At 68.3% G+C, this 25,073-nt stretch carries 20 protein-coding genes and 1 tRNA gene; 10 read left to right on the top strand and 11 right to left on the bottom strand.

Going from position 1 to position 25,073, the window contains the following annotated elements; all coding sequences use genetic code 11:
• Genes AKJ09_RS19395 through AKJ09_RS54900 form a run of 3 tightly spaced genes read right to left on the bottom strand, consistent with a single transcriptional unit; the run spans nucleotide 1 to nucleotide 3,409 of the window.
• The gene (locus AKJ09_RS19395) at nucleotides 1–810 is read right to left on the bottom strand and encodes a hypothetical protein (protein ID WP_146648687.1); all 810 of its coding nucleotides are present in this window, start codon (nucleotides 808–810) and stop codon (nucleotides 1–3) included.
• Nucleotides 807–2,204: a hypothetical protein gene (locus AKJ09_RS19390; protein ID WP_146648686.1), complete on the bottom strand. Its 1,398-nt coding sequence runs from the start codon at nucleotides 2,202–2,204 to the stop codon at nucleotides 807–809. The genes AKJ09_RS19395 and AKJ09_RS19390 overlap by 4 nt, the downstream gene beginning before the upstream one ends.
• Nucleotides 2,204–3,409, bottom strand: a complete 1,206-nt coding sequence (locus AKJ09_RS54900; RefSeq protein ID WP_240488525.1) for a MiaE family protein — start codon at nucleotides 3,407–3,409, stop codon at nucleotides 2,204–2,206. Before AKJ09_RS54900 ends, AKJ09_RS19390 begins: the two co-directional genes overlap by 1 nt.
• A 67-nt stretch (nucleotides 3,410–3,476) precedes the next feature.
• Here AKJ09_RS54900 and AKJ09_RS19380 point away from each other — a divergent pair, with 67 nt between their 5' ends.
• Nucleotides 3,477–3,929 carry an acyl-CoA thioesterase gene (locus tag AKJ09_RS19380; RefSeq protein WP_146648685.1) on the top strand — a complete coding sequence of 151 codons (453 nt, stop codon included), beginning with the start codon at nucleotides 3,477–3,479 and terminating at the stop codon, nucleotides 3,927–3,929.
• Nucleotides 3,930–3,932: 3 nt separating this feature from the next.
• Here the strand turns inward: AKJ09_RS19380 and AKJ09_RS19375 are convergent, their stop codons facing one another.
• Nucleotides 3,933–5,186 carry a serine/threonine-protein kinase gene (locus AKJ09_RS19375; RefSeq protein WP_169927670.1) on the bottom strand — a complete coding sequence of 418 codons (1,254 nt, stop codon included), beginning with the start codon at nucleotides 5,184–5,186 and terminating at the stop codon, nucleotides 3,933–3,935.
• A 264-nt stretch (nucleotides 5,187–5,450) separates the two neighbouring features.
• Here AKJ09_RS19375 and AKJ09_RS19370 point away from each other — a divergent pair, with 264 nt between their 5' ends.
• Complete coding sequence (locus AKJ09_RS19370; RefSeq protein ID WP_146648683.1) at nucleotides 5,451–5,693, top strand: hypothetical protein; 243 nt, start codon at nucleotides 5,451–5,453, stop codon at nucleotides 5,691–5,693.
• 64 nt (nucleotides 5,694–5,757) lie between these two features.
• Here the strand turns inward: AKJ09_RS19370 and AKJ09_RS19365 are convergent, their stop codons facing one another.
• Nucleotides 5,758–6,987, bottom strand: a complete 1,230-nt coding sequence (locus AKJ09_RS19365; RefSeq protein ID WP_146648682.1) for a lactonase family protein — start codon at nucleotides 6,985–6,987, stop codon at nucleotides 5,758–5,760.
• Nucleotides 6,988–7,028: 41 nt separating this feature from the next.
• A complete protein-coding gene (locus AKJ09_RS19360) occupies nucleotides 7,029–9,986 on the bottom strand; it encodes a carboxypeptidase regulatory-like domain-containing protein (protein WP_146648681.1) in 2,958 nt (985 codons plus the stop codon).
• Nucleotides 9,987–10,146: 160 nt separating this feature from the next.
• On the opposite strand from AKJ09_RS19360, the gene AKJ09_RS19355 reads away from it, so the two are divergent.
• Nucleotides 10,147–11,313 (top strand): vWA domain-containing protein, encoded by a 1,167-nt coding sequence (locus tag AKJ09_RS19355; protein ID WP_169927669.1) that lies wholly within the window; start codon nucleotides 10,147–10,149, stop codon nucleotides 11,311–11,313.
• A gap of 69 nt (nucleotides 11,314–11,382) precedes the next feature.
• Nucleotides 11,383–13,680, top strand: a complete 2,298-nt coding sequence (locus AKJ09_RS19350) for a PAS domain-containing protein (protein WP_146648679.1) — start codon at nucleotides 11,383–11,385, stop codon at nucleotides 13,678–13,680.
• Between the two features lie 7 nt (nucleotides 13,681–13,687).
• On the opposite strand, the gene AKJ09_RS19345 is transcribed toward AKJ09_RS19350, so the two are convergent.
• From AKJ09_RS19345 to AKJ09_RS19335, 3 genes are all read right to left on the bottom strand, one after another.
• Entirely contained in the window at nucleotides 13,688–14,905 is a 1,218-nt protein-coding gene (locus AKJ09_RS19345; RefSeq protein ID WP_146648678.1) for a peptidase MA family metallohydrolase, read from the bottom strand.
• A gap of 79 nt (nucleotides 14,906–14,984) precedes the next feature.
• Nucleotides 14,985–15,914 carry a hypothetical protein gene (locus AKJ09_RS19340; protein WP_146648677.1) on the bottom strand — a complete coding sequence of 310 codons (930 nt, stop codon included), beginning with the start codon at nucleotides 15,912–15,914 and terminating at the stop codon, nucleotides 14,985–14,987.
• A 36-nt stretch (nucleotides 15,915–15,950) separates the two neighbouring features.
• Nucleotides 15,951–16,445: a hypothetical protein gene (locus tag AKJ09_RS19335; RefSeq protein ID WP_146648676.1), complete on the bottom strand. Its 495-nt coding sequence runs from the start codon at nucleotides 16,443–16,445 to the stop codon at nucleotides 15,951–15,953.
• Nucleotides 16,446–16,556: 111 nt separating this feature from the next.
• Here AKJ09_RS19335 and AKJ09_RS53095 point away from each other — a divergent pair, with 111 nt between their 5' ends.
• Complete coding sequence (locus AKJ09_RS53095) at nucleotides 16,557–16,733, top strand: hypothetical protein (protein WP_169927668.1); 177 nt, start codon at nucleotides 16,557–16,559, stop codon at nucleotides 16,731–16,733.
• Between the two features lie 112 nt (nucleotides 16,734–16,845).
• Here AKJ09_RS53095 and AKJ09_RS19330 read toward each other — a convergent pair whose 3' ends face one another.
• A complete protein-coding gene (locus AKJ09_RS19330) occupies nucleotides 16,846–17,973 on the bottom strand; it encodes a GNAT family N-acetyltransferase (RefSeq protein WP_275936634.1) in 1,128 nt (375 codons plus the stop codon).
• A gap of 279 nt (nucleotides 17,974–18,252) precedes the next feature.
• On the opposite strand from AKJ09_RS19330, the gene AKJ09_RS19325 reads away from it, so the two are divergent.
• From AKJ09_RS19325 to AKJ09_RS19305, 5 genes are all read left to right on the top strand, one after another.
• Nucleotides 18,253–21,393, top strand: coding sequence for a response regulator (locus AKJ09_RS19325; RefSeq protein ID WP_169927666.1), 3,141 nt, complete (start codon nucleotides 18,253–18,255; stop codon nucleotides 21,391–21,393).
• A gap of 57 nt (nucleotides 21,394–21,450) precedes the next feature.
• Nucleotides 21,451–23,208, top strand: coding sequence for a sulfatase-like hydrolase/transferase (locus AKJ09_RS55585; protein WP_146648673.1), 1,758 nt, complete (start codon nucleotides 21,451–21,453; stop codon nucleotides 23,206–23,208).
• A complete protein-coding gene (locus tag AKJ09_RS55580; protein ID WP_275936739.1) occupies nucleotides 23,148–23,762 on the top strand; it encodes a sulfatase-like hydrolase/transferase in 615 nt (204 codons plus the stop codon). The genes AKJ09_RS55585 and AKJ09_RS55580 overlap by 61 nt, the downstream gene beginning before the upstream one ends.
• A gap of 68 nt (nucleotides 23,763–23,830) precedes the next feature.
• Nucleotides 23,831–23,917, top strand: a tRNA-Ser gene (locus tag AKJ09_RS19310).
• A gap of 349 nt (nucleotides 23,918–24,266) precedes the next feature.
• Complete coding sequence (locus AKJ09_RS19305; RefSeq protein WP_146648671.1) at nucleotides 24,267–24,794, top strand: hypothetical protein; 528 nt, start codon at nucleotides 24,267–24,269, stop codon at nucleotides 24,792–24,794.
• An 18-nt stretch (nucleotides 24,795–24,812) separates the two neighbouring features.
• On the opposite strand, the gene AKJ09_RS19300 is transcribed toward AKJ09_RS19305, so the two are convergent.
• Nucleotides 24,813–25,004 (bottom strand): hypothetical protein, encoded by a 192-nt coding sequence (locus tag AKJ09_RS19300; protein ID WP_146648670.1) that lies wholly within the window; start codon nucleotides 25,002–25,004, stop codon nucleotides 24,813–24,815.
• Nucleotides 25,005–25,073 lie beyond the last annotated feature (69 nt).

The raw sequence follows: 25,073 nt of genomic DNA, 5'->3' as shown, positions 1-25,073 counted from the left end.
TTAGGGCGACGTCCACACGCGCACGCAGAGGTCGTCGCTCGCGTGGCGAACGGCGAGCACCGGCGCGATCAGGCTCTCGGCCGGCGCTGACGGAGACGCTGGCTTGGGAGAGATGCCCACGGCGAGCAAACGTGACTCGGCGTCGGGCCCGCAAAGACGCGCTTCGGCGCGAACCACGTTCGTTCCGCCGCTCGATCCGCTCGGCGAGGTGGTGGCAGAAATGCGGCCCAGCGTGAGCGGAGTTCCGCGCGATGCGCCGAGACGCACGACGAGCGACCGCGCCCCTTCGGCGTCGGGCTCGGGGAGATCGAGCACGGTGCGAACGCGTACGGTGGCCATCTTTCCCGGCGCGAACGCACGGGCCAGCGCCTCTTTTTTCAGGTGCAATACGATGCCGGCCATCGTGTCGCGACCGAGAAGCGGGTACGCGCTGTGAGGTCGCCGTGCCGCGCGCTCGCTGGCGACGGCCTCGCCGGTGTCTTCCTCTTCGGCCTCGAGTGAGCCGTCGGCCACCTTCAGCAAGCGAACGTCGACGGCGCGCGGTGCGCCGGGGGCTCCGAAGGCCACGTAGAAGTCGAGGGACTCACCCTTCCAGTCGCCGCGAGGGAGATTCACCTCCTCGATGACCAGGAGCTTCTGTGGCTGGCCACGGACGACCTCGACGCGCACCCGGGAGACGCTCGGAAGCATGGGGAGCGGGGCGAGCGGAGGAGGAGGCGGAGACTTGGACACCGCTTCGGCGACAGCGGCTGGGACGAGTAGAGCGAGCGCCGCGACGGACGCACGTGCGATGCGAACGAAGCGCTTCAACCGAGCGCCTCCTCGAACGAGCGAGCAAGCGAGGGGACGACGTCGGACGACGCGTCGAGCGTCTCCTCCGAGAACGCCGGACCGCACGCGATGCTCGCAAGGTGCGTACCCGCACGCGGGTTGCGGAACCAGTCGTCGTCGAAGCGACTGCGAAGATCTCGAACGAAGCCGTCGGCCGTGAGCAGAGCCACGAGACGAGCCTCTTCGTCGATGCGCGGCTCCGGCCAAGCATCACGCATGGCTGCAGGGAGCGGAGCGCCGAAGACGCGGACGCCGAGCTCCTCGAAGGTTCCTGCGTCGGTACGTTCGTCGCCGAGAAGAAAGCGCATGGCGAGCGTGCGTGCGGAGAGGAGCATGGTCGTGCCGAGCGCCCGGCACTGCGATGCTGCGAGCCGAGCAGGCAGACCGAGCATCTTGCGCTGGAAGCTCGGCTCGGCGAGCGCCGCTGCGAAGGCGAAGCCGAAGCGGTGCGCGGAGATCGGATAGGGATCGCGCGCGAGCGCGAATGGCAGCGACTTCGCAGCTCCCGCCGTACGCACGGCGAAGCCCCAGGCCGCGGCCGCCCGCAGGAAGCTCGAAGCGCCGAGCGGCGCGGGGAGCTTCGGGACGAGCCGCAGGTCCAATGGGCGAACGCTGAGCGCACCGAACACCTCGGAGAGCCAGCGCGAGCCGAGATGCGCCGGCCATCCTTCACCGGCATGACGCGCGAGCGCCAGGTGCATCGCCGACGCCGCGGTCCACGGGGCCTCTTGCTTGCGGCGCGCGTCTTTCAGGATTTCGGTCGCGATCGCTTCCGTACGATCGAGCAGCGCCCGCGCCATCGTCACGAGCGTGCTTCGGGGCGTGGGACCGACGAGCGACGAAGGATCGGCGAGGCCCAACCGGCGTGCCGCCTCGAACCTTCGCTCGCGTCGTTCCTTGCGGGGCGCCGCGACGCGTGGGGCAAGCTCCCCTGCCCGCCCCAACGCGATGGCCGCGCGGGACGGATCGGGCGCCGAGAGAACGCCGACGCAGGCTTCGGCGTACGTCCTGAAGACGGCGGGGTCGTCGTTGCCGCGTGCCATCGAAGGACGCGCGATGCGCTCGTCGATGGCGTGAGCAGCATCCGCATCGTCGATGGTGAGCTCCTGGCCGATGCGCGTCTGGAGAAGCTCGTAGACCCAGCGAAGGAGCCCCGCACGCAGCGGGAGATCGAGAATCGAAGGCTTGGCCGCCTCGAGCGAGCGGTACGTGGTCTGACCCGCGGCATGGCGAACGCCGTCGAAAGGATCGAACGAGCGCGCCGCTTCTCGACCTTCTTTCGTGCGGAGCATCTCCGCGAAACGGGTGACTCGCTCCGAGGCGCGCCGAACGTCGCGATCCAGCGCGAAGAGATCGATCGGTCCTTCGCTCATCAGCCGTGCACGGAGGCGCGAAGGTCGCTTTCGGTCAGAGAGGCCACGATGGCGCCCTCGGCCTCGGCGAGCTTTTGCAGACGCGGGACGACTTCGGCTTCGAGCCCCTGAACGCCCTCGGACAACTCCGCGCTGCGCGCCGCCTGCGTGGCGAGATCCACGTACTGGCGGTAGTGACGCGCCTCGGCCGCGAACAGCTCCTCGTAGAACCCCCGAAGGTCCTGCGCGGTGCTCTCCGGCAGCGCCTCGAGCAGCAGCTTGAAGCGCTCGCACGAACGAGCCTCGATGAGCGCCCCGACGAGGAGACGATCGACCACGGGCGGAAGAGGCGACTTGGGCAGACGACTCACCGCCTTGCGGAGCTCGGCGGCGTAGTGGTCGACGGGAGGCGGACCGAGAGCCAGACCTCGTCGCTCGATGAACGCGACGACGCGACGAAAGTGATCGAGCTCCTCACTCGCCAGATCGGTGAGGGCGCGGACGAGCCCGAGATCGCCCGGATGACGGACCACGAGAGAGAGGGCGTTCGTGGCCGCCTTCATCTCGCAGTGGGCGTGATCGACGAGGACGCTGTCGAGATCGCGCACGGCTGCTCGCGCCCAACCAGGATCCGTCGGAACTCTCAGGCAAAACATCGGGGAAGGGAGATAGCACGGGAGCGGCCCGGCATCAGTCGGCGGGCGATTTTTCCCGCTTCGCCGACCCCACACGCCCCCCCATGCCGCGAAGCCAACCCCGACGAGGAAGATGACGACAGCGGTGAGCAAATACCCGATCGACAGGCCTCCCCACGCGATCACCACGGCAAGCAAGGCCGTGACGGCGCCCGAAAACGCCGCCTCGCGCCCACCTGCTTTCGGTCCGAACCGGCCGACGAGATAGCCTCCAGCAAACGATGCGAGCGCGAACGAGAGCGCATTCGGCAACGCGAGAATTGCGGTGATGCGCAGGCGTTCGGCGGACGAAGCGGCCGCGAGCTTCTCCGAGATCTCGGCAGGCGTGGCCGCGGCACCGAACTCGCGCGTCATGACCCTCACCACGACCGCCTGGGCTGCGTACGCGAGCGGAAGCCACGCCGCGAAGATGGCGATCGTGCCGAATCCCACCCAGTGCCACGGTGGGCGCTTCGCGTCGTCGTCCTCGACGTCCTGCGCGGGCCGCTCCGGCTCGGCTTTCAGGATGGGCAAATGACGGCGCTTACTCACGATCGGCCAGCCTAATCGATAGGGCGACGGCGCGCCCGGGAAGGTATGGTAACGAGCGTTTTCGACGATGGCAGCCTCATCCATTCCGCCGTTCGGCTTCGAGATCGATCCGGAAAAGAGCAGGACCGTGACGCCCATGCGCGTCCGCTTCTGCGAAACCGACCTGATGGGCATCGTCCATCACGGCAGCTACCTCGTGTACTTCGAGGCGGGCCGCGTGGAATGGCTCCGTCGCCGCGGCGTGACCTACGCCGATTGGGCCGCGCGCGGCTGGCACTTGCCGGTGGTGGAAGCGCATGCATCTTACAAGCTTCCGGCGCGCTTCGACGACATGCTCGAAGTGGAGACCACGCTCACCGAGCTGCGTGCGGTGTCGATGAAGTTCTCGTACCGCATTCGACGCGACGGCGTGCTTCTCAACGAGGGCTACACGCGCCTCGGCTGCATCGATCACCAGCACAAGCTGCTGCGCATCCCCGATGCCATGCGCGACATCCTGCTGGCGGGCGAGAGCGCCTGACCGTCAACCGCAGGCGGCGTACATCGTCGCGCACGTGAACGTGAAGAGCATCAGCACGACGATGAGCACGATGGCGATGATCATCGGAGCGGACGACGTGCGGGTGGGGCGAATCGGATAGGGCGGCCGCCACATCGTCTGCGGCACGCCGGGCGGCCCTGGATGGCCCGTCTGCGGAGGCACCGGAAACGCCGTCTGCAGTGGAGGAGGCGGCCCCGGCTGGCCCGTGCGCGGCGGCGCGTGCGGGTTGGCCATGGGAACGGGGATGGGCATCGGTGTGTGGTGGCTCGATCGTACCGACGGCGTCATCACCGTGCCCGCGCTCGCGCTCTGACGGCGCGCCATTTCGAGCGCGATCCAGAACTCGTCGATCGAGGGGAAGCGCGCGGTCGGATCGACGTCGAGCGCGCGACGGCACACGTTCTCGATCGCGTCGGGGACGTTCGCCCCGCGCTGGCGCGGCGTTGGCCGGACCGCGGGATCCGTGACCAGCTTGTAAAGCGCAACCGTGTCTCGCGCGTCGATGGGCGCGCGGTCGGTCAAGAGCTCCGTCAGCACGAGCGCGAACGCGTGAACGTCGGTCCAGAGCCCGATCGAACCCAGCCGGGGATCGAGCTGCTCGGGTGCTCCGTAGAGCCACGTGAACGACGCGAACTTGCTCCGCGTTCCCGCCGTTCCGTCTTCGCGCAGCACCTTCGCGATACCGAAATCGAGGACCTTCGCGCGCGCTGCGCCGCCTGGCGTCGGCGGCAGGAGGAACACGTTGCCCGGCTTGACGTCGCGATGCACCACGCGTCGCCGGTGCGCGACCGACAGGCCCGAAGCCACCGGCGCCAAGAGCGCGAGCGCTTCGTCGACCGAGCGGCCTCGAAGACCTCGACGCCGTCGATCTTCGAGATCGTCGTCGAGCGACCTGCCGTCGAGCCACTCGAGCACCATGTACGGCGCCCACACGCCCGCGGGCGTCATCACGCCGCCGAAGCTCATGGCGCGAACGATGTCGAGCGACTGCTGCGAGAGCGAGTAGAGCAGCTTCGCTTCCTCGCGGAACTTGCCGAGCAGCATCTCGCGAAACTCCGGCGCCTCGTCCGGCACCTTGAGCACCTTCACCGCGATGGGCTGCTCGAGCGCGAGGTGAAAGCCGCGATAGACGACGCCGAAGCCGCCCTCGCCGACGACCGCATCGAGACGGAACTGTCCGTCGAGCGTGGCGCCCACGAGGAAGAACGGGTCGGCGATGTTCGACGTCTCGTGCACGGCAGCCCGCCCGGAAGGTAGCCCATGCGGCCCCGGAATTTGATCTCTATCGGCCCGCGCTCGGACTCGACCGTGAAATCGATGCAGCCCGCCTCATCGCCGAGCCGAAGCATTCCGTGCCGCTGCAGGGATCGGCGCCACGACGTGCTCGAGGCGCGGCGAGCACGGTCGTTGCGTCAAATGGCAGCCGGGCGTTGGCCCATCCACAACGATCGGCGCGGTGCGTTTCGATCGCGCCGTGCACCAGGAGGCAGAGGCACCGCCATGGCAACCTACAACGCAAACGATCCCTACGTCCGCCAGCGCAACGTCGGCATGCCGGAAGGGATCAACCGACCCTCCACGCCGAAATGGGTCTGGCCCGTCGTCGCCATCGCGGCGCTCGTACTGCTCGGGCTGCTCTTCTCGCGTGGCATGAATCGTCCGAGGCAGATGCCCGCGCCGACGATGGATCACCCGAACGAGCCGATGCGCGCACCGGATCACCCGGCGCAGCCCACGCGCTGAACGAGAGGCTCTCTCCGAGGCGCGCGCTGCGGAGGCGTGGCGTGCGCCTCGGAGAGGCCGATGCTCAGGGCGCGTCGAACGCGAAGAGGCCGACGAACGTCGGCTTGTGCACCTCGCGCGGCTCCCCGATGGGCGTGAGTGCTCCGGTGGATGCATCGATGAGGAAAGGCTGAACCGTGCCGGTGCCTTCGTTGCCCGCGAAGAGGAAGCGCCCAGCCTTGTCGATCGCGAAGCTACGCGGCGTTTCCCCGTTCGTCTTGGCGTGCGACGAGAGCGTGAGTTTGCCGGAGCTCGTGTCGACGGTGAAGACGGCGATCGAATCGTGACCGCGATTGGAGCCATAGACGAACTTGCCGGTGGGGTGCACGTAGACCTCAGCCGCCGTGTTGTCGTCGGTGAAGTCGGCAGGCAGCATCGACTGCGTCTCGATCGGTGAGAGCCTGCCCGTCGTCTTGTCGAACGCGTAGCTCGTCATCGTGCTCGCGAGCTCGTTCGTGCCGTAGGCGAACATCTCGCTCGGATGGAAGTCGAGATGACGAGGACCGGCCCCCGCGGGTGGACTCGCGTTGCCGCCCGTATTGGCGGTGAGCTTCCCGGCCGCGTCGAACGTGTATTGCGCAACGTAGTTGGCGCCGAGACACGGGACGAACGCGAAGCCGCCCGACGGATTCACGATCGCGAGGTGGGCCTTCTCACCGGAGTTCTTCGTGTCGGCGGCAACGCCGAGCGAGCCGTCGGCCTGGACCGGGAACGTCGAAACGCGCCCGGCACCGTACATCGCGACGAGCACGAACTTGCCGCTCGGGTCGAGCGAGAGATGCGTGGGACCATTGCCGCCGGACGGCACGGGATTGCCGAGGGGAGCGAGCGTACCCGCCGTTCGATCGAAGGAGAAGGCGAGCACCTGGCCGTCGTTGTTTTCGTCGACGGCGTAGACGCGGCCGCGCGCGAGATCGGCGGCGAGGAACGACGGGTTCGCGCCCGCCTCGAACGCGCCGGTGGACTGCCAGTCGCCGCTCGTCGGATCGACGCGGAAGACGTGGATCTTGCCGTCGTCGCCGCCCGTCATGGCGTAGAGGATGGTCGGCTTGGCGGGCGTCGACGAATCCGTTCCCGACGCGTCGTTGGCCTGCGATCCATCCGACGTTCCTCCACCGTCCGCCGAAGAGTCGCCGGGCGTGCGCGTCGAACCGCCCGCCGCGTCCGAACCGTCGTCACCACAAGCACCACAGACCAGAAGGCCGAGCGCGAGAGTGAACGACGACGGCGTGACCAAGGCGCGCAGCAAGCTCATCGCTCGAAGCTAGATGAGCGATCGTCGTTCGGCCACCGCTCTCAACGGCGCACGGCCTCGCGCGCGACGCGGAACGTGAGATTCCGTTCACCGCGGCGGACTTTTACGAGGACATCGTCATGAACGGGCCCCGAGAGGCGAGCGCGAGCATCGACGATCGAGGTCGGATGCACGCCGCCCACCTCGACCACGAGATCGTTCGGTGCGAGGCCCGCACGTTCGGCCTCGCTGCTATCGGCGACGGCCACGATGACGACCTCCGGACCATCGAGCCCCGCGGCCGTCTCGCCCAGCGTGACCGCCACGCCGCCGGTCGCGAGCGGCTCGCCGGTCGGTGATGCATCGCGCGAGAGCGAGAGCTTCACGCGATCCGTGGTTCGCCCCGCAACGACGCGAATGCCCGTCAGATGCGCACGGCCGACGTCGGGCGCGTAGGCCTCGAGCACGATGCCTCCTTCCGCGAGCTCGCCGAGGCGGAAGTGGCCCTTCGAATCGCACACGGCAATGCCGGCGAGCCCTGCACCCGACGCAGGCAAATAGGTCGGGACGGTGTCCTTCGACACGCGCGCGCCAGGAACGGGCTCGCCGCGCGCATCGACCACGGTGCCTTCGACGACGCCCTCTTCGGCGAGCTCCATCTTGCCGAGGTCGGTCGCCCGGCGCCCTCCCCTCTCCTCGATCGTCACGTCGCGCACGAGCGGCGCGCGGCCTTTGGCGCGAATACGCAGCTTGGCGCGTCCGGGAGGGGCCTCGGGGATCGTGAATACGCCTTCCTTGTCGGTGCGGGCGTGACGCATGCCCGTCTCGGTCTGCAGCGTGATCTCCGCGCCTTCGATGGTCTCGCGACGGTTTGCCCACACTTCGCCGGTCACGCTCTCGGCGGTCGTCAGCTCGACGTCGAGCTTCGTCGTCTCCGGCGTGGTCGTGACGATCTTCGGTGCGCGTCCTGGCGCGTGCACCTCGACACGCAACGCGAGGCCCTTGGCCGAAGTCAGCACGGCTTCACCTCGGGCATCGGTAAACGCCGTCACCCGAAGGCCTTCGCCCGCGTCGAGGGAGATGGCCGACACCTGCGCATTGCCGACGGGCGAACCACGATCGGCGGTCACGCGAACGGCGAGCGACTCGCGCGCCTCGGGAAGGACGATCTCCATCGTCTTGCGACCGCCGTCGGGCACGGAGATCTCGGCGCGTGCCGCAACCTGGGTGACGTCCTCGTCGCGCGACACGAGCACCGTGAGCGCTTCGGGCACCGAGGCGAAGCCGAACGAGCCGTCGGTGCCCGTCCGCGTCACGCGTTCGAGGGAGCCGCGCGTGGCGAGAACCGTGACGTGGGCGCCGGCAACGGGCTTGCCTCGAAGATCGACCACGCGCCCCTCGAGCGTTCCACCGCGAGCCAAGACGATGTCGGCGACCTGCGCATCGCGATCGGACACGAGCGTGACGACCTCGCTCATGGCCTCGACGTACTGCGGGTGCCGCACCAGGGCTCTCACGCGCCCGGGCGGAATCGGCGTCGCTTTGAACGTGCCGTCGCGACCGCTGATCCACGGTTCGACCTCCGCAGGCGCGAACGACCTCACCGCCGAGGGCAGCGTGGCAGCGAGATTCGCACCCGCGCGTGGGATGCCCGGCACAGGCCCCGGCATGACCCCGAGCTCTCCTGCCGGTATGAGCGGGCGCGGACCGGCGAGAGCCGCCGTGAAGTGTGCCTCGCGGAAGGAGGTTCGGTGGGGCTCTTCGTCGATGGGCAACCCTTCGAGGTCGGTGCCGACCACGCGGATCGTCGCGCCGTCGACCGGGTAGCCTCGTGCGTCGACGATTCGTCCGACGAGTCCACCGCCGCGAACCAGCGCGATCTTCACCTCCGCCGGAGGAACCTCTTCGATGCGCGTGGCCGGTTTGGCGACGTAGCCTTCGGCCGACACCGAGAGCGTCGACGAGCCCGGCGCGATCGGCCCGAGTGTCACGATTCCGTTCTTGTCTGTCAGACCTTCGATCGGAAACGGCGACAGGCCGCTCTCCGCGAGCGTGACCTTGGCTTTCGGGATGCCTTCGTCTTCGAGCGCGTCGACCACGCGGGCCGCGATCATCACGCCTGGACCGAGCTTCAGCTCCACGGCGTGCTCGTCCCCCTTGCCGACCGAAACACCGACTTCGATGGGTGAGATGCGAGCCCCCTGCACGGCGCGAAGGGAGTAGCTGCCGGTATCGAGACCGCCGATGCGCACGGTGCCCTCGGCCGTGGTCTCCGCGACTCGTGCCGGCCAGAGCGACGGCGACGCGACCAGAACACGTGCACCTTGCACACGTTTACCGGCTTCGTCGACCACGGCGACCATCAAGGCGCCCTGGCGCGAGAGCGTGATGGTGCAGACGCGCCCTTCCGGCACCCGCCGCTGGACGACTTCTTCGAAGCCCGTCGCGCGCGCCGTCACGACGTAAGGACCTTCGCCGAGACGGCTCACGTACGCGCGGCCTTGCTCGTCGGTGCGCGCGCCCACCGGGAAGGGATCCCCGCCCCGAATCTCGAGCTCGACATTCGCCATGGCCGCGCCCTGCTCGTTCTTCACGGCCACCTCGAGCGTGTGTGCAGCGCCGAGCTCGAGGTCGACGCGCCGTGCGCCCGAGACGACGACCACCATCTGCGAGGCGCGCGCACGTCCGGGCGCCTCGGCGACGATCCAATGTTCGGTATGTGGCAGCTCGCGAAGGGTGGCCCTCCCCTGCTCGTCCGTCTTCGCCTCGCCGGCCGCATGAGCTCGTCCGTCGATCATGGCGAACGCCCGCACGCGCGCCGAAGGCACCGGTGACTTCTCGCCGTCCGCCGTCTTGACGATCACGTCGAGCACGCCGTCGCGCTCGGCGAGGTTCTCGGGTAGCGGCGCGGCCGTGAGCTCCACGACGAGCGGTCGCACGACCGCGCCCGGCCAGCTCGCCACGTAAATCAGGCAGAGCACCGTGAGAAAGATGGAGAGGGCGGTTCGGACGCGCGACATGTGTGCCGACGAGCGAGCCTCCGGACTCTACAACCACAGAGGCGCGGACTCACGGCGGACGCGCGCGCGTTCGAAGGAGCGCTCGAAAGGAGCAACCAGATTCGGGCGGGACTGTTCCCCGAACTGTCCAGCCTGCGCCTCGTTCTGCTACGTTTTTCGAGTGCTGAAGCGGGCATCGGTTGCGGCGGTCGTGGCGGTGGTGACGTCGGGCCTCGCCGTCTTCGCAGGGTGCGGTTCGAACCATCGGCCCCCGCCCGCCGGCGATCCGTCCTACACGCCCTCCGGTGGAGGCGGAGCGAACGGCGGAGGCTTCGGCGACGGCGGACCGAAGGTGCCGCTCTGCACGAACAACGACGGCTCGTATTGCGATTGCGTCGACGTCCCGCTCTTCACCGACGCCCCGAACATGTACTTCGTGCTCGATCGCTCGGGCAGCATGGCCTCGGACGGTAAGTGGGATCAGGTCCGCGTCACCATGGCCTCCATCGTGAGGGCCCTCGGTCCACGCGCGAACTTCGGCGCGACGGTGTTCCCGGGGTACGGCCAGGAGCAGTGCTCGCCGCCGGTCGAGATCTTGCCCGTAAGGCCCGGTGATCCGCCTGGCAACGGAGACGGTCCGACCACCAACGCGCTCATCGCCGGGACGAACACCGGACCGAACGGTGGGACGCCGACCGCCGAGGCCCTGCGGTTCGTGCTCCCGAAGCTCCGAGCGCTCTCCGGCAAGTCCTTCGTGATCCTGGCGACGGACGGAGGCCCCAACTGCAATGCCTCGGCTGGATGCGGTTACACCGAGTGTCAGCCGAACATCGAAGACGCGCCGGGCTGTCCGAAAGAAGGCCCCCTCAACTGCTGCGAGCCGCCTACCGGCTATCGCGAGTCGTGCCTCGACGACGGCCCGACGACAGCCGCCGTGGGCGCACTCAAGACCGCAGGCTTTCCGACGTACGTGATCGGCATCCCGGGAAGCGCACCGTATGCCGCCGTTCTGGATGGGCTTGCCGTGGCAGGTGGTACCGCGCTCGGCTCGTCGCCCAAGTACTACGCGGTCGGGGCGAACGGCTCGACCGACCTGCTCACGACGCTGAAGAAGATCGCGGCGAAGATCGTCGCCACCTGCGAGTTCACGCTCACGGAGACCCCGGCCGACCCCAACCTCGTCAACGTCTATTTCGACGAGGTGGTGCTTCCGAAGGACAACGTGAACGGGTGGAAGCTCGAGGGTAACGTCGTCACGCTTCTCGGTACGGCGTGCAACCGAGTGATGGACGGCGACGTTCTCGGCGTGCGAATCGTTGCAGGTTGCCCCACGGTTGCGCCTCGCTGAGGAGCTCACCTGGATCCCACGTGATCCGCTGACTTCCGTGATCCGGTAGGGCACGATGTCCCTACGAAAATGACACGGGGGTCCGACGCATACACCGCCAAGATGGTCGCGACGACGCCCGTGGGCATCGCGCTCGTCGACCCGAAATTGGAGTTCATCGAGGTCAACGACGCCTTCGCCGCTCTGAGCGGTCGCCGCCCGGAGGAGTATCGCGGCCGACCTCTGCTCGAGGTACTGCCCGAAATCGGAATGCCGCTGCAGCGTGCGTGTCGCGAGGTCATGGCTACGCGTCAGGCGGTGAAGAACCTGGGGCTCTCGAGCACGAAGCCCGACGGTAGGGTGAGTTTCTGGCTCGCAAACGTCACCCCGCTCGCGAACGACGACGGCGCGATCGAAGGCGTGAACGTCACGCTGGTCGAGATGAGCGGCCCGCACACGCCGGACGAGGCGCTGAGAAGGAGCGAAGTCCGCTATCGCCGCCTCGTCTACGCAACCGCGCAAGTCATTTGGACCACGGACGCCGAAGGCAACGTGGTCGAGCCCATCCCCGGCTGGCAGGCCCTCACGGGCCAGAGCTTCGAGGACGTCCGTGGCTTCGGGTGGCTCAACGCGGTTCATCCCGAAGATCGCGCGACCACGCTCGCCAGCTGGCACGCCGCCGTCCAATCGCGCGAGACGTTCGAGTGCGAACGGCGCATACGACGCAAAGACGGCGAGTGGCGCCACATGTTCGCGCGCGCCGTGCCAATTCTCGACGAGGGCGGCCGCATCCGCGAATGGGTCGGCGCCGATTCCGACATCACCGATCGCAAGCTCACCGAGCTCGCGCTCCATCAACAAGAAGAAGACCTCCGCCTCATCACGGAGGCCGTGCCCGTTCGCATCGCGTACGTCGATCGCGAAGAGCGCTACCGGTTCGTCAACGCCGCCTACGAACCGCACATGGGGGCCATCGAGGACATCGTCGGTCGCACCGTGTCCGAGGTGATGGGCGCCGCCGGCTACGCGAGGCTCGAGCCGCACATACGCGCCGCGCTCGCGGGCAAGACCGTCCACTTCGACACGACGATCGGCGACGGACCGGCGATGCGACATCTCTCGGTGTCGTACGTCCCGCGGTTCTCCCACGAAGGTGACGTCCTCGGCTTCCACGCGATCTCGAACGACGTGACCGAGCAGCGCCGCTTGCAAGAGCAGCTGCACCACTCGCAAAAGCTCGAAGCCGTCGGACGGCTCGCTGGCGGCGTGGCGCATGACTTCAACAACCTGCTCACGGTCATCCTCTCGTACGCGTCGATCCTCGAAGAGCGCTCGTTCGCGAACGAAGCCTCGCTGCGCGACGTCCGCGAGATTCGACGCGCGGGCGAGCTCGCCACGGGTCTGACGCGCCGGCTGCTCGCCTTCGCTCGACGCGACGTGGTCAACGCGCGCGTGCTCGAGGTCAACGCGGTCGTCGCGAACGTCGAAGGCCTGCTGCGCCGCGTGCTCGGAGAAGACGTCAAGCTGACCGTCGCCCTCGGCCCCTCACTCCCGAAGGTGTGCGTCGACTCCGGCCAGCTCGAGCAAGTGCTCGTCAACCTCGCGGTGAACGCGCGCGACGCCATGCCGAACGGCGGTAACCTCACCGTCGACACGGCCTACATTTCTCTGTCGGCCGCGGAGGCCGCGCACGTTCCCGATGCCACGCCCGGACCGCACGTCGTCTTACGCGTGACGGACAACGGCATCGGCATGACCCCCGAAATCCAGGCCCGGATCTTCGAGCCGTTCTTCACGACCAAGGCCGCGGGCGAAGGAACGGGGCTCGGGCTCTCCACCTGTTACGGCATCGTTCGACACGCCGGTGGGCACATGCGCGTCAGCTCGCTCCCCGCGCACGGAGCCCGCTTCGAGGTTTGGTTGCCGGCGGTGGAGGCCGACGCGAACCCGTCGACCATTCCTCCGCGCTCGTCGGTGGCGCGCGGCAACGAGGTCGTCCTCGTCGTCGAAGACGAACCTCGTATCCGAAGGCTCGTCGTGCGCGCCGTGCGTGAGCAAGGCTACACAGTCCTCGAGGCCGGCAACGGCGTGGAAGCGCTCCGGCTCGTCGAAACGAACAACGGCACGGTCGACGTCGTCGTTACCGACGTGGTCATGCCCGAGATGGGCGGACGCGAGCTCGCCGAGCGCATTCAGGCGCTATGGCCGAAGATCGACATCATCTACACGTCGGGCTACGCCGAAGGCACCTTCTTCGAAGACGTCGCGTCGCGGTCGGACGTGCACTTCCTCGCCAAGCCGTACCTCGTCGACACGCTTCTCGACCTCGTGCGCCGCGTTCTCGATACGCGCCGCGAGAGCGAACGAATCAGCGCCACCGGCTCGTGACGACCGTTCAGTGAAGGGTGTGCCAGCGCCCTTCGTGCTCGATCTTCGCCATCTCCGGCTTCTTGAGAGCGCGAAGTCCCAAGTGAGCGCGTGCGCTCGCGGGGCCGTCGGTTTCGTCCTTGGCCTCGACGAGAGCACGGGCGCGAAGCGCGTCTTCGATGGCCTCTTCGCGCTCCCAGCGGTCGAGGATGGCCTTCGCACGGCGACGCTTGCGGACATAGGCAGCGCCGAGCGCGCCGATGCCGGCAACCCAGATGATGCCGCCGCCGGTGAGGATGGGGAGCATCGTGTAGCGGCGTTCGAGATCGCTGCGCCACTGGAACTCGAGCTTGCGAACGTCGCTACCGTAGGCGTCGTTGATCGCGCGCTCGAAGGGGCTGCCCTCGCGGACACGTCGGATGAGCGCCGCGAAGCGCGCCTTGTCGCTCTGGCGCATGAGGAACGCCATGAAGTCGGCGCTCTGCGCGTAGGCGATGTTCACCTCGAAGTGGTCGGTCGGGAAGTTCCGGTCGATCTCGGAGAGCGGAAGGAGCGTGCCCGAGATGGTGGCATTCCAGAGCACGCGGAGGCGGTCGTAACGGCTTTCACCCGAGAGCGCCATCGCGAGGCCCTCGTTGAACCACGTAGGAACGTGCTGACCGAGGACGGCGTCTTCGAGCGCGAGGTGCGCAAGCTCGTGACGGAACACGCGCTCGAGCTCGACGGCTTCACCACCACGCGGGGCGAGCATGCTCAGCAGAATGAGGCGAAGCCTGGGATACGCAACGCCGTCTGCATAGTCCGGCGGAGGAGCCTCCGGCGGCGCGAGCCTCGCCATGTCCGAGACGGTCGGCGCGACGCGAATCTCGATCCGCTCGAGCACGTTCTGGCCGAGGGCATCGGCGAGCTCGGCGCGCACCGACTCGGCATCACGAAGAAGCGATTCGACGCGTTCGGCCGCCTGTGGCGGATACGAGAAGCGGAGCCACCCGAGATCCTTGGTGATGTATCCTGCAGGCAACGGCGGCACGTGCGCCTGCGCCGCTGACAGAACCACCGGCACGTCGCGCGGGAGCGTGAGCGCCGGACCATTCGAAGGTTTCGCCGGGGCCGTCGCCTCGCCTCCGCCTCCACTGCCGCCGGGAAGGGGCGCGAGTTCCTGGGCCTGCGCCACCCCCGTCATACGGAAGCCGAACGCCAGCACGAAGGCGGCGAGGAACGAGAGCCAGTGGCGAACGCGACGCATCACCTTCTGTCCGATGCTGGATGCGCTCCGTGAGTGGCGCGGCGCGTGCGATGGCTCCTGCCGAATCACTACGGGACCCTCATCTTAAGATGGATCGAGTCCGAGCCTGTGTCCTGGGTGGCGAGGTAAACACCCCCACCAATGAGCACAGCAGCACCGACCGCCCCCAAAACCAGGGCGAAGCATAGAAGGGCTTGGCCTCTTCCTCGTGCGGTCGCATGACCGCCGGCGGTGACGGTCGAGTTGCTGCGGCAGGGGCGGCAACGGTGCCCCCCGCAGGCGCAGGTGCGGCCGCCGAGGGGAAACGGCGCTCGACCGAGGAGACGACCGAACGCCACCCCTGCGGTCCTCGCACGCCGGGTTCGGGCGAGTAGCGCGCGGCGTCGAACTCGCGGGTGTCAGGGAGGAACAGGCGAGCGGTGACCGCTTGTGCTCCGATGGCCGGCGCGTTCGGGGCGGCCGGCGCGCCCGCGTCGGCCGCTGGCGCAGGCGGTTGCGGAGGAGTCTCGACGGTCACGACGAGGAGCCCGGAGACGTGGAGTTGATCGGCGAGACTACCGAGCAATCGACGACTCGGCGCATCGTCACCGGTGATGGCCGCGCGGAGCTCGGCGAGCTCGCGCACATCGGCGACTGCGTTCTCCGCCGGCGCCTCCCCGGCGAGCACGCGCGCGTGCGCTTCGTCGACGGTGGGAGGTCGAAGCCGACTCGCGTAAACCGCACGCGCCAGCATGAACGCTTCTTCGCGGGCTTCACCGAGCGAGAGAACGGCGACGCCTTTGGCCGTCGCGTTGGGCGACGGCGTACTCGAGGCAACCGGCGCAAACGGACTCGCAGCAGGCGCCTTCGGCGCGGGTGTCGGCAACGTGGGTGTTGCCTCGCTCGTCTGCGCGAGCGCCGCGTCCGTGACGCAAAGCATCGTGAGCGAGAAGCCGAAGACACTCGCCAGGCGCGTGAGCCGCGAGTCCAAGGCGCGGTTCGAGACACTCGTTCGGATGGTTCGGCTCACGGAAGTCGCGCCAATGTAAGCCGGGTGGAGGGCCCGTCAACGCGGTTCGGGCAGGATTGCGTCCGCAATCCAAGCGTGGATGGGCGCGGATTGCCGGACTTCACGACGAAGCTCCGGATTTGTGTGGAAAAGTGAAAGCCCTGCGAGCAAAACGCCCGCCGCTAGGGGAACCCCGGCAATGGCGAACGGCCGGAGGCGAGCGAACGAACGCGCCGACACGATGGTGGAGACCACGCCAAGGGCGAGGACGTCCACGAGCGCGGCCGCTGTATGGAGATTGGGCGCGCGCCCGGTGCGGACTCCGACGAGCACGAGCGATAGGAAGGCGGCCACCCCGGCCACGCCGAACACGACGCGACGAAGGGGCGAGTCGAGCTGGCGAAGGACGCGCATTCCGCGAGCGGCGAGCAGCGCCAGGGCGATGCCCGAGACCACCGCGAAGATCGCGAACGTGACGCCGGCCAAACCATGGTGGTGCGTCTTCGCGCGAAGCACTCCGCCGAAGACCGAGAGGAGTCCGAGCTCGAGCACCGCCCACCAGAGGACGCCCGCACCGAGCAGTGCGACGTGCTCCCCGCGAGGATGCGGAGGCCGACACGCGCACGCCGGAAGATCGTCACGAAGAGGATGCCGAGCGGCGTCATGAGCGCAGCGAGCACGAGCCACTGGGGAAGCGCGTGGAGGAGCGAACTGTCCTCGCTCATGCGCATCTCCGCGGGCACCGAAGCGAGGACCGCCGCGACGGCGCCGCCGCCGATCACCGTGCCGAACCGCGTGACGAGCGACGCGCCATCGTCGTCTTCCTCGAGCGGTTCTTGACCGAGCTTGGGAGGAGCGGGGGCAGGCGTCATAGGAAGAGAAGAGAGAGAGCTCGACCGCGCACGAAGAAGCGCGGAACGCGGACTCTACCGCGTAGGGGGTAACTGACTACTCAAAACGGCTCGACCGGCGCAAGCGGGGGAATGGCGAGAAGCGCGTCCGCACGCGCCAGAGCGCGAGGATCGTCGCACTCTGCAAGCCCGAGCCGCACGGCCGCCGACGGGAGCAAACCGCCGTAGAGGACGCTGGCGAGGGCTCGCCGGGGCACGCGAAGAGCCGCGCCGCGCGAGGCTCGAGCGCGTGCACGGCCTCGCTCTACGCGGATCGACAGCGCGAGCGTTTCCTTCGCGTCGAGCTCGGGGACGACGACGAGGTCGAGCCGACCGTCGGTGAGGTACCCACGCGCTTCGATGGCGCGCACGATCCCCTCCGCCGATCCATCGATGCGCACCATCGGCCCACCGACGATCGTGCCGAGATCGTGTTCGACGATCTCGGTGCCGTGGCGACGAGCATCGGGATCGACGAGCGCGAGCTCGAGAGCATCGGTCGCGTCGACCTCGAGCTCGATGCTCGCGATCTGATCGCGCAGCCCTCCGAGCGCACCGAGCAACGCGCGACGGGCTCGATCGTCCATAGACACGAGCTCTTCGACGAGCACCTTCGTTTCGGCGTGCGGTTCTTCCTGCGCAATCGTGAAGGCGACGTACCCGGTCGGGCCCCCCGCGCTCGTTCGCACGATCAGATACTCGACGCGTTCGCGCATGAAGCGTCGCTCCCACGCATTCGCCGAGCGCTCGATCCAACCGCTCGTTCGTCGTGCTGCGCGCTCATACACGCGGGTGACGGCTTCGCGGTCCTCGGCGCGGAGACGACCGACACCATCGATGGCGAGCGCTCGCCACGACGCGGGAACCGACGCCGGATCGAACGCCAGTCGCCGTCGCGAGGTCGTCGGACCGTAGCCAAGCCGCGCGTAGTACCCCTGACGGAACGGATAGAGCATCGTCAGGGCGTCGCCACGCGCGTGCGATCGGACGTGAAGGTCGTTCAAAAGGCCCGTGCCGACGCCGAGACCACGGGCCTCGAGGGCCACGGCAACCGAGGCGATGCCGCCCATCCGAACCTTTCGGTTGCCGAACCAGGCGCCCATGGCGAACAGAAACGCGTGGCCCACGATGTCGAACGTGGCGGAGGCCCCGCGCCGCGGCGATCGGTCGGGACGGCGCTCCGCAACCACCAGCTCTTCGAGGCGACCGTAGAGATTCGATTGGAATTTCCGGCGTCTCTCCTCGGCCCCCGACCGTCCGGGTAGGCCGCCATGTGGATCTCCACGAGCCGATCGAGGTCTTTTTCCGAGGCAGATCGGAAGCCCAAGGCCATGTCCGGGATTCTCGCCGAGACGTCTCCCCCACGCCACGTTTGCCGGAAATTGGACCGTCCGTGATCGAGGATGCTAGGCCCGGTATCGATGGCAGCCGAACCGTCTCGTGGCATGCACGTTGGCCAAGATGGAAGCATGAGGCTCGGGGGAGCACGCGCGGACTTCGTCGCATCGCTCGGGCGAAAGGTGACGGACTTGCGGAGTGCGCTTTTGCGCGTCCGCGAGACCCCCACGGATACGGGCGCACGCGACGATCTCCGTCGCAAGCTGCACGCCCTCGCATCCGGGGCGAAGCTCATGAAGTTCGACGCGATGGAGCGAAGCATCTCCGACGCGCTCGGAATGCTCGACCGCACGGCGAAGGAGGCCGCCCTGAGCGAGGCCAACCTCGATGACCTCGAGCAGGTCCTCGAAGATCTTCCTGCGCTCGCCTGGGGCGAAGAACGCCACCGCCTAGCGCACAGCATGCCCGTCCCGAAGACAGTGACGGCCACCTACTCGGCGCTCGTGATCGGCGCGCCGAGTGTCGCCGAGGCGCTCCTCGAACGGCTCGACGGGCGCCCCACGTTCGCGTGCAAGGTCACCCCCGACGCGCAGGCCGCCTTCGACCTCGCTCGCGCGAATGATCCCGACCTCATCGTGCTCGACGGCGATCTCGACTACGCGCCCGAGCTCGTCGAGGCGCTCATGGACGACGCATCGACCGAAGGCGCGCCGATCGTCGTCGTCGGCAGCTTCCTCGAGTCGAGCGAAGCCGCGCGCTTCGTCGCGATGGGCGTCGCGAAGACGCTTGCGAAGCCGATTTCGCGCGACGCCTTGCGCGACGCCTGCGAGCGCGCCCTCGAACCGGCACGTGTCTCCGCCGCGCCCGCCACGCTCGGCGAGCTCACCCTCGACCAACTCGGAGAGTTCCTCGCGGGCGAGCTGAAGAACGCGCTCGTCGGCAAGGTCGACGCCAAAGGTCGCGACGAACGCATCGCTCTCGGCGAAGGCACCGAAGTGCTCTCGGCACTCTGGGGCACCATCGCTCGCGTGCGCGAAGTCGTGACCTCGCGCACGAACGGCAACATTCGCTTCGACCTGAAGGGCCCCGAGGGCGCGCTTGCCATCGCTTCGCCCCTCGACGAGCTCGACGTCGCGCGCGCCGACCGCGCTCGCGCCCGTGCCCGCGGCGCCGGCAGCGAAGTTCGTCTCACCGGTCGCCGCGTGGTCGTCGCCGACGACGATCCGGCCGTCGTCTGGTTCATGGCCGACCTCCTCCGCACCGCGGGCTGCGTCGTGCACGAGGCCTTCGACGGCGAGCAGGCGCTCGAGGCGGCGTACCGCACGACGCCCGACATCATCATCAGCGACGTGCTGATGCCGAAGGTCGACGGCTTCTCGCTCTGCCGCGCGCTCCGGCGCGACGTTGCCCTGCGTGACGTTCCGGTCGTCCTGCTCTCGTGGAAGGAAGACCTCCTCCAGCGCGTGCGTGAGCTCGGCGCCGGCGCTGCTGGCTACGTCCGCAAGGAAAGCGATACGCGCGCCATCGTTGCTCGCGTTCGCGAAGCGCTTCGTCCCCGCACGCGCATCGAGGCTCGCCTCAGCGAAGAGGGCGAGGTCCGCGGCCGTCTCGACAGCGTCAGCGTCCGCACGCTCCTCGAGATCGTGTGCGCCACGCGTCCGGACGCGCGCGTCTCGGTGCGCGACGCTTCGTTCCTCTACGAAGTCGAGATCCGCAGCGGCGCTCCGCTCCGCGCCACGCGCACCTCGAGCGACGGCAGCTTCCTCGGCGGCTCCCGCGTGCTCTCCCTCATGCTCGGCGTCGGCGCCGGCAAGTTTACCGTCGCCACGAGCACGTCGCCGATCGATGCCGACCTCGACGGCAACCTCGCCTCGCAGCTCGTCAAGCCGATTGCCCGTGCCCGTGCGGCCACGGCGCTTCTCGCCGGCTCGCGCCTCCATCCTCTCGCGGCGCGCTTCTCGAGCTCCGAGGTCGCACGCATTCGCTTCGACGACACCTCACTCCACGAGTACCTCCGCGCCACGCCGGTGCATGCGCGCGAGCTCGCTCTGCGCATGGCCGAAGGGATGTCGCCCCGTCGCCTCGTGCTCGAAGGAGCATGCGAAGCGTCGCTCGTCGAAGACATCGTGTGCGACCTTGCCTCGCGCGGCGTCGTCATCGGCATCGAGAACGAAGAGGGCTACGACTTGCTGGGCCCCGCGATCGCCGAGCTGGCGAGCCAGGGCGATAGCCGAGCAGCCTTCGCACCGCGCACGCAGACGCCCGTTCCAGCCAGCGCCGAGCGCGTTCGTGACGAGGTCGTGCACGAGGAACTGACGCACGCGGAGCTCTTCGGCGACGAAGAGAACGACGTCTCGCCCACGGCGTGCACGGTCGACGCGGCGCCCTTCTGCGAGAGCCCCGAGCCGCCCGCGAGCGCGACGTCGCTCGAGGACGCCGTGATGCGCGAAGTGAACCAGCGTTCGCCGGTGCCGGCCGACGTGCTCGAGTCGAGCTCCGAGCGCTCGAGTGTCGACAAGGTGCTCGTCGAGCCGTCCGAGCTCAAGCAGCGCCTGTCTCCGCTCCCGTCGCTCGCCGACGAAGACGAAGAGAGCTCGTGGCAGGAAGGAACGCCCTCGCGCGACGAGATCCTGGCGATGGCCGAGGCCACCGTCATCGACGACACCTCGTACGGCGAACGTGAACTGTCGGTTCCCGTCGCCCTCGAGCCGTCGCGCAGCATGCCCCTCGCGCCCGCCGAGTCCGAGCCTTCCAAGGCCGACGACGACGCGCGCGACGAGGAGCCGAAACACGCGGATGACGCGGAAAACAGCACAACCACGAAGACGCCCTTCACGGCCGTCACGGCGCAGGATGCGGCAGAGGCCGGCTTGCCGAAGGCGCGTCGCAGCTGGCCGATGGTCGCCTTCGTGACCGCCACGGCAGCCGTCGCCTGGGGCGTCATGCACTTCACCGGATCCGAGGCGTCGCTGCCGAAGCAGGTCGAGACCTCACCGCCCCCGGCACCGACGACCATGACCAATGGCGTTTCGACCGTGGGCGTGACGTACGCACCGGTCGCGGCGGAAGCCACGGTCACCGCGGGCCAGGGCGTGCTCGACGTCACCGCCCGCGAAGGCAGGGTCATCCTCGTCGACGGCGTCGAACGCGGACGCGGCTCGGTCACCCTTCCCCTCTGGGCCGGAGCCCACGAAATCCGCGTCAGCGGTGAAAGCGACGCCCACCGGACGGTCGACGTTCGCGAGGGCCAGGTCGCCCGCATCGTCTTCTGATCGAATCGGCTTTCGCCTCGCTTTCCGCGAAGCCGGACCCGCGGTAAGAGCCGCGTCGTGAGGTTCGTCTCGATCGCCCCCCTGTTTCGCGCGGCTCACGCGGCGCTCGCAGCGCTCGCGGCAGTCGTGGCGCTGCCGGCGTGCTCGCGATCGAATGACTCCGGCGCGGCTTCGTCATCGGTGGGGAATGCTGCGAGTAGCTCGGCCGTGTCGCTGGCGGCCAGCACCACGAAGGGCGCGTCGAGCGGCCCCTCGCAGACTGTCGTTCTCGACTTCGTGAACGCCGGGCCTTCGTGCTCGTTCGGCCATCGAGGCACGTTGCTCGACCTCGGCGATTCGACCATGCGGTCGCGTATGTCGGTGGGCAAGGCCGGCTCGGGTGACGTCGAAATCCGCGAACGCGAAGGCTCGAACTGGGTCAGCATGCGCGGTCGCTCGCTCGCGCTCTCGTTCGTCACCACGTCGGACCCGAAGGCGGACAACGGTGTCGTGGTCGAAGCGCGCATGCGCGGAGGCGCGGCGAAGAGTGCGTCGATCTTCCTGAACGGCAAACCGCTCGGCGTCCTCCCGCTGACCAAGGGCGAGACCAAGACGGTGTCGGCGCGCGCGGCCAGCGTTCCGCTTCTTCGCGGCGCGAACGAGCTGCTCGTGCGCTTGAACGGCGGCGGCAAGGGCGTGCACGACGAGCTCGCGGAGATCGACTGGATCCGCGTCGGCCCCATCGACGACGACACGGCCTACGCCGCGCCGACCCGCAACGACGCCATCGCCACCATCGCGATCGGAGGGCTCGCCAAGCGAAGCATCACGCTTCGCGCGCCAGGCTTCGCACGCTGTTCGGGCTTCATTCCGAACGGCGCGGTGCTCGAAGGACAGATCGGCGTGACGGGCGGCGAAGCCGAAGCGGAGGTACGCATCGTCGGCGATCGCGCGGAGCCGCGCGTCATCGGCAGCTTCAAGCTGGGCGGAGAAGAGTCCCCCGCCTGGCGTCCCATCTCGCTTCCTCTCGGTGACGTCGGAACGCTCGCGGGCGTCGAGCTCGTCGCCAAGAGCAGCACCAAGGGCGCGCGCGTCGTGTTCGCCGAACCACGCGTGCTCGTTCCGGCGACGCCCGCGCCTCCCAAGGTGGCCACGTCACGCGGCGTCATCGTCGTGGTGCTCGGCACGGTCGCCCCGAAGAGCTTGTCTCCGTACGGCGGCGCGTTCGCCACCCCCGAGCTTGCCGATCTCGCCCAGCGTGGCGCGGTCTTCGAAACACATCGCGCATCGACAACGCTCGCCAACGGCGCCGTCGCCTCGATGCTCACCGGCCTCTTGCCGCGCGAGCACGGCGTCGCCGACCCCACGGCGGCCTTGAATTCCAGTGGTTTCACGATCGCCGAGGCAGCTCGCCAAGCCGGCGTCGTCACCGCGATGTTCACCGCGAACCCGACCACGGGCGCAGCCTTCGGCTTTTCACGCGGCTGGGAAACGTTCGTTGCCCACGGCCTTGGCGAAGAAAACTCGTCCACGGCGCTCTTCGAGGACGTGAGCCACTGGCTCGACGGCCACAAGGACGATCGCTTCCTCGTCGTCGTTCACGCACGGGCGGTCACCCCCCGTGGGACGTCGCCAGCGAGGAGATCAAAGAGCTCCCTCCGAACGGCTACGCGGGCGCGCTCGATCCGAAACACGCCGGCGAGATGCTCGCCAAGGCCCGGCGCGCCGCGTCGCAACGTCTCTTCACCGACGCTGATCGCGAGCGCGCATTCGCCCTGCACGGCAAAGCCATCCTCGCCCACGACGCCGCCCTCGGCCGCCTCGTCGCCCACGTGAAGGGCCTCGGCCGCGACGTCGACACGACGTGGATCGTCACGGGCGACGTGGGCGTCGACGCGGCGCACATCCCGTTCATCGACGACGACTCGCTCGACGAAGCTGCCCTTTCGGTTCCGCTCGTCGTCAAAGCCCCAGGCAGCCCCGCGCACACGCGCGTCTCGACGCCGACGACGAGCGTGGACGTCGCGAACACGGTCCTCGAAGCCTTCGGGCTCCCGCCCCCGAAGACCTTGCACGGCGAAGGCCTCTGGACCCTCGCCGCCCGCTCCGGCGACGCCGTCGCCCGCCCCATGCTCGCCACCACCACGTCCCGTTTCTCGGCACGTTGGGGCAACTTCGTCCTCGCCGGCCTCCAAGGCCGCGACGGGAAGCTCTGCAATGTCCCCCTCGAGCCCGACTGCATCAGCGACGTCCGGGCGACCCACCCGCTCGCCGCGGAATTGATGCGCGGCCTCGTCGAAAGCCAGCTCGGCTCGTCCAAGCTCCCGCCCGGGCCCCGCTCGAACCCCGATTCCGCCGCGGCAAGCGCACTTCGTTTGTGGGGACGCTAGCCTAGCGCCTCTCGAGCGTGCTAATTGGGGTCCCTCCTGGTGCGAGCTCGTCCGCGAGTCCGTTCCTCGGAGAGGTGACCGAGTGGTCGAAGGTGCATGATTGGAAATCATGTGTACCTGCAAGGGTACCAGGGGTTCGAATCCCCTCCTCTCCGCTAGTTTGAGTCTTGTTCGAGGGGGAGCTGCGCCTCCCCCTCGAGCTCCCCTCGCCCCCAGCGCGATTTCTGAAGAGCCGCGCAGACTGAACGGCACGCGTAACAGGCGGCTGGGTTCGTTCCCGGGGGGCTGGAGGCGGTTGCCCCTCCACCTCGCCTCCCCGTCGCCCCCGTCGCCCCCGTCGCGATTTGCGTGAGTCGGCGCTGACTGACATGCCGCGCGAATCGGCAGGTTGAACCTGACTGGCGTTGCCGCGTAACTGGAAGTCACGGACCTCGACCTCTGCGCGGCGCGGCATGGGGATGAGTGATGGCGCACCTCTCACGTTGGCTTCTCGGTATCGTCGTAATGGGGTCATTCGGCTGCGGAGCAAGCTTTCCGAGTCACCGGCTCGAAGGTGAGGAGCAGATCGCCTCCAGGGAGAAGGACGCGCAGATGCGGGCCCTGTGCACTCGTCATCCGGAGTACGCGCCCCCACAAGACACGGAGCTGGCCCCGATCGAGCTCCGTCTTCGGGTGGAACTCTCGCGCACGTTCAGGACTCCCGTGGAGGGCTGTTTGCTGCTCGACGGCGCTCCGGTCAGGGGGTGGACGACCAAGAATGGAACGATGTTCGTCCGCACCCAGGTGACGCCGACGGTTCCTCATCGACTCACGTTCGCGAGCGACTTCGACGGCGCCGGGTCCTTTCGGAGCTACCACTTCCGCGTGGAGAGTCGACACGAGTTCGCGGTGGCCCGTGCCCACGACGCAAACAGGCTGACGATTCGACTTTTCGAGGCGGGTGAAGATCTCCCGCTCGAGCAACGACCGACCGTCTATTGGGCGGAGGCAGGCGAGGTTCGGGGCATGACGCCGCCGCGCAACGCACGCTAGAGAGAGCCCGAAGCAGATTTACGGTGCGGAATCGTCCGAACGCAGAATCACCTTTTCCGCCACTGCGTAAACGCCGCCGTTGACGAAGGCGACCGCGCCAATCTCGTTGGCGAAACCGTTGGTCACTTTGTGCCATCCAGTCGTGACTATTCTCCGGCGATTCTCGGCGCCGGCGCCCCCGACGAACTCGTCCCCGTCCTTCAACATCATCGATCGGGTGACGACCGCGCGAACGTTTCGGTCCTCGCGTGCGCCATCACGGGATCCGGCGGCGCAGCG

The sequence above is a fragment of the Labilithrix luteola genome (genome assembly GCF_001263205.1).
Classification (GTDB): Bacteria; Myxococcota_A; Polyangia; order Polyangiales; family Polyangiaceae; genus Labilithrix; species Labilithrix luteola.
Note: the sequence above shows the minus strand (reverse complement) of the source record. Positions and strands in the feature narration are given on the sequence as shown.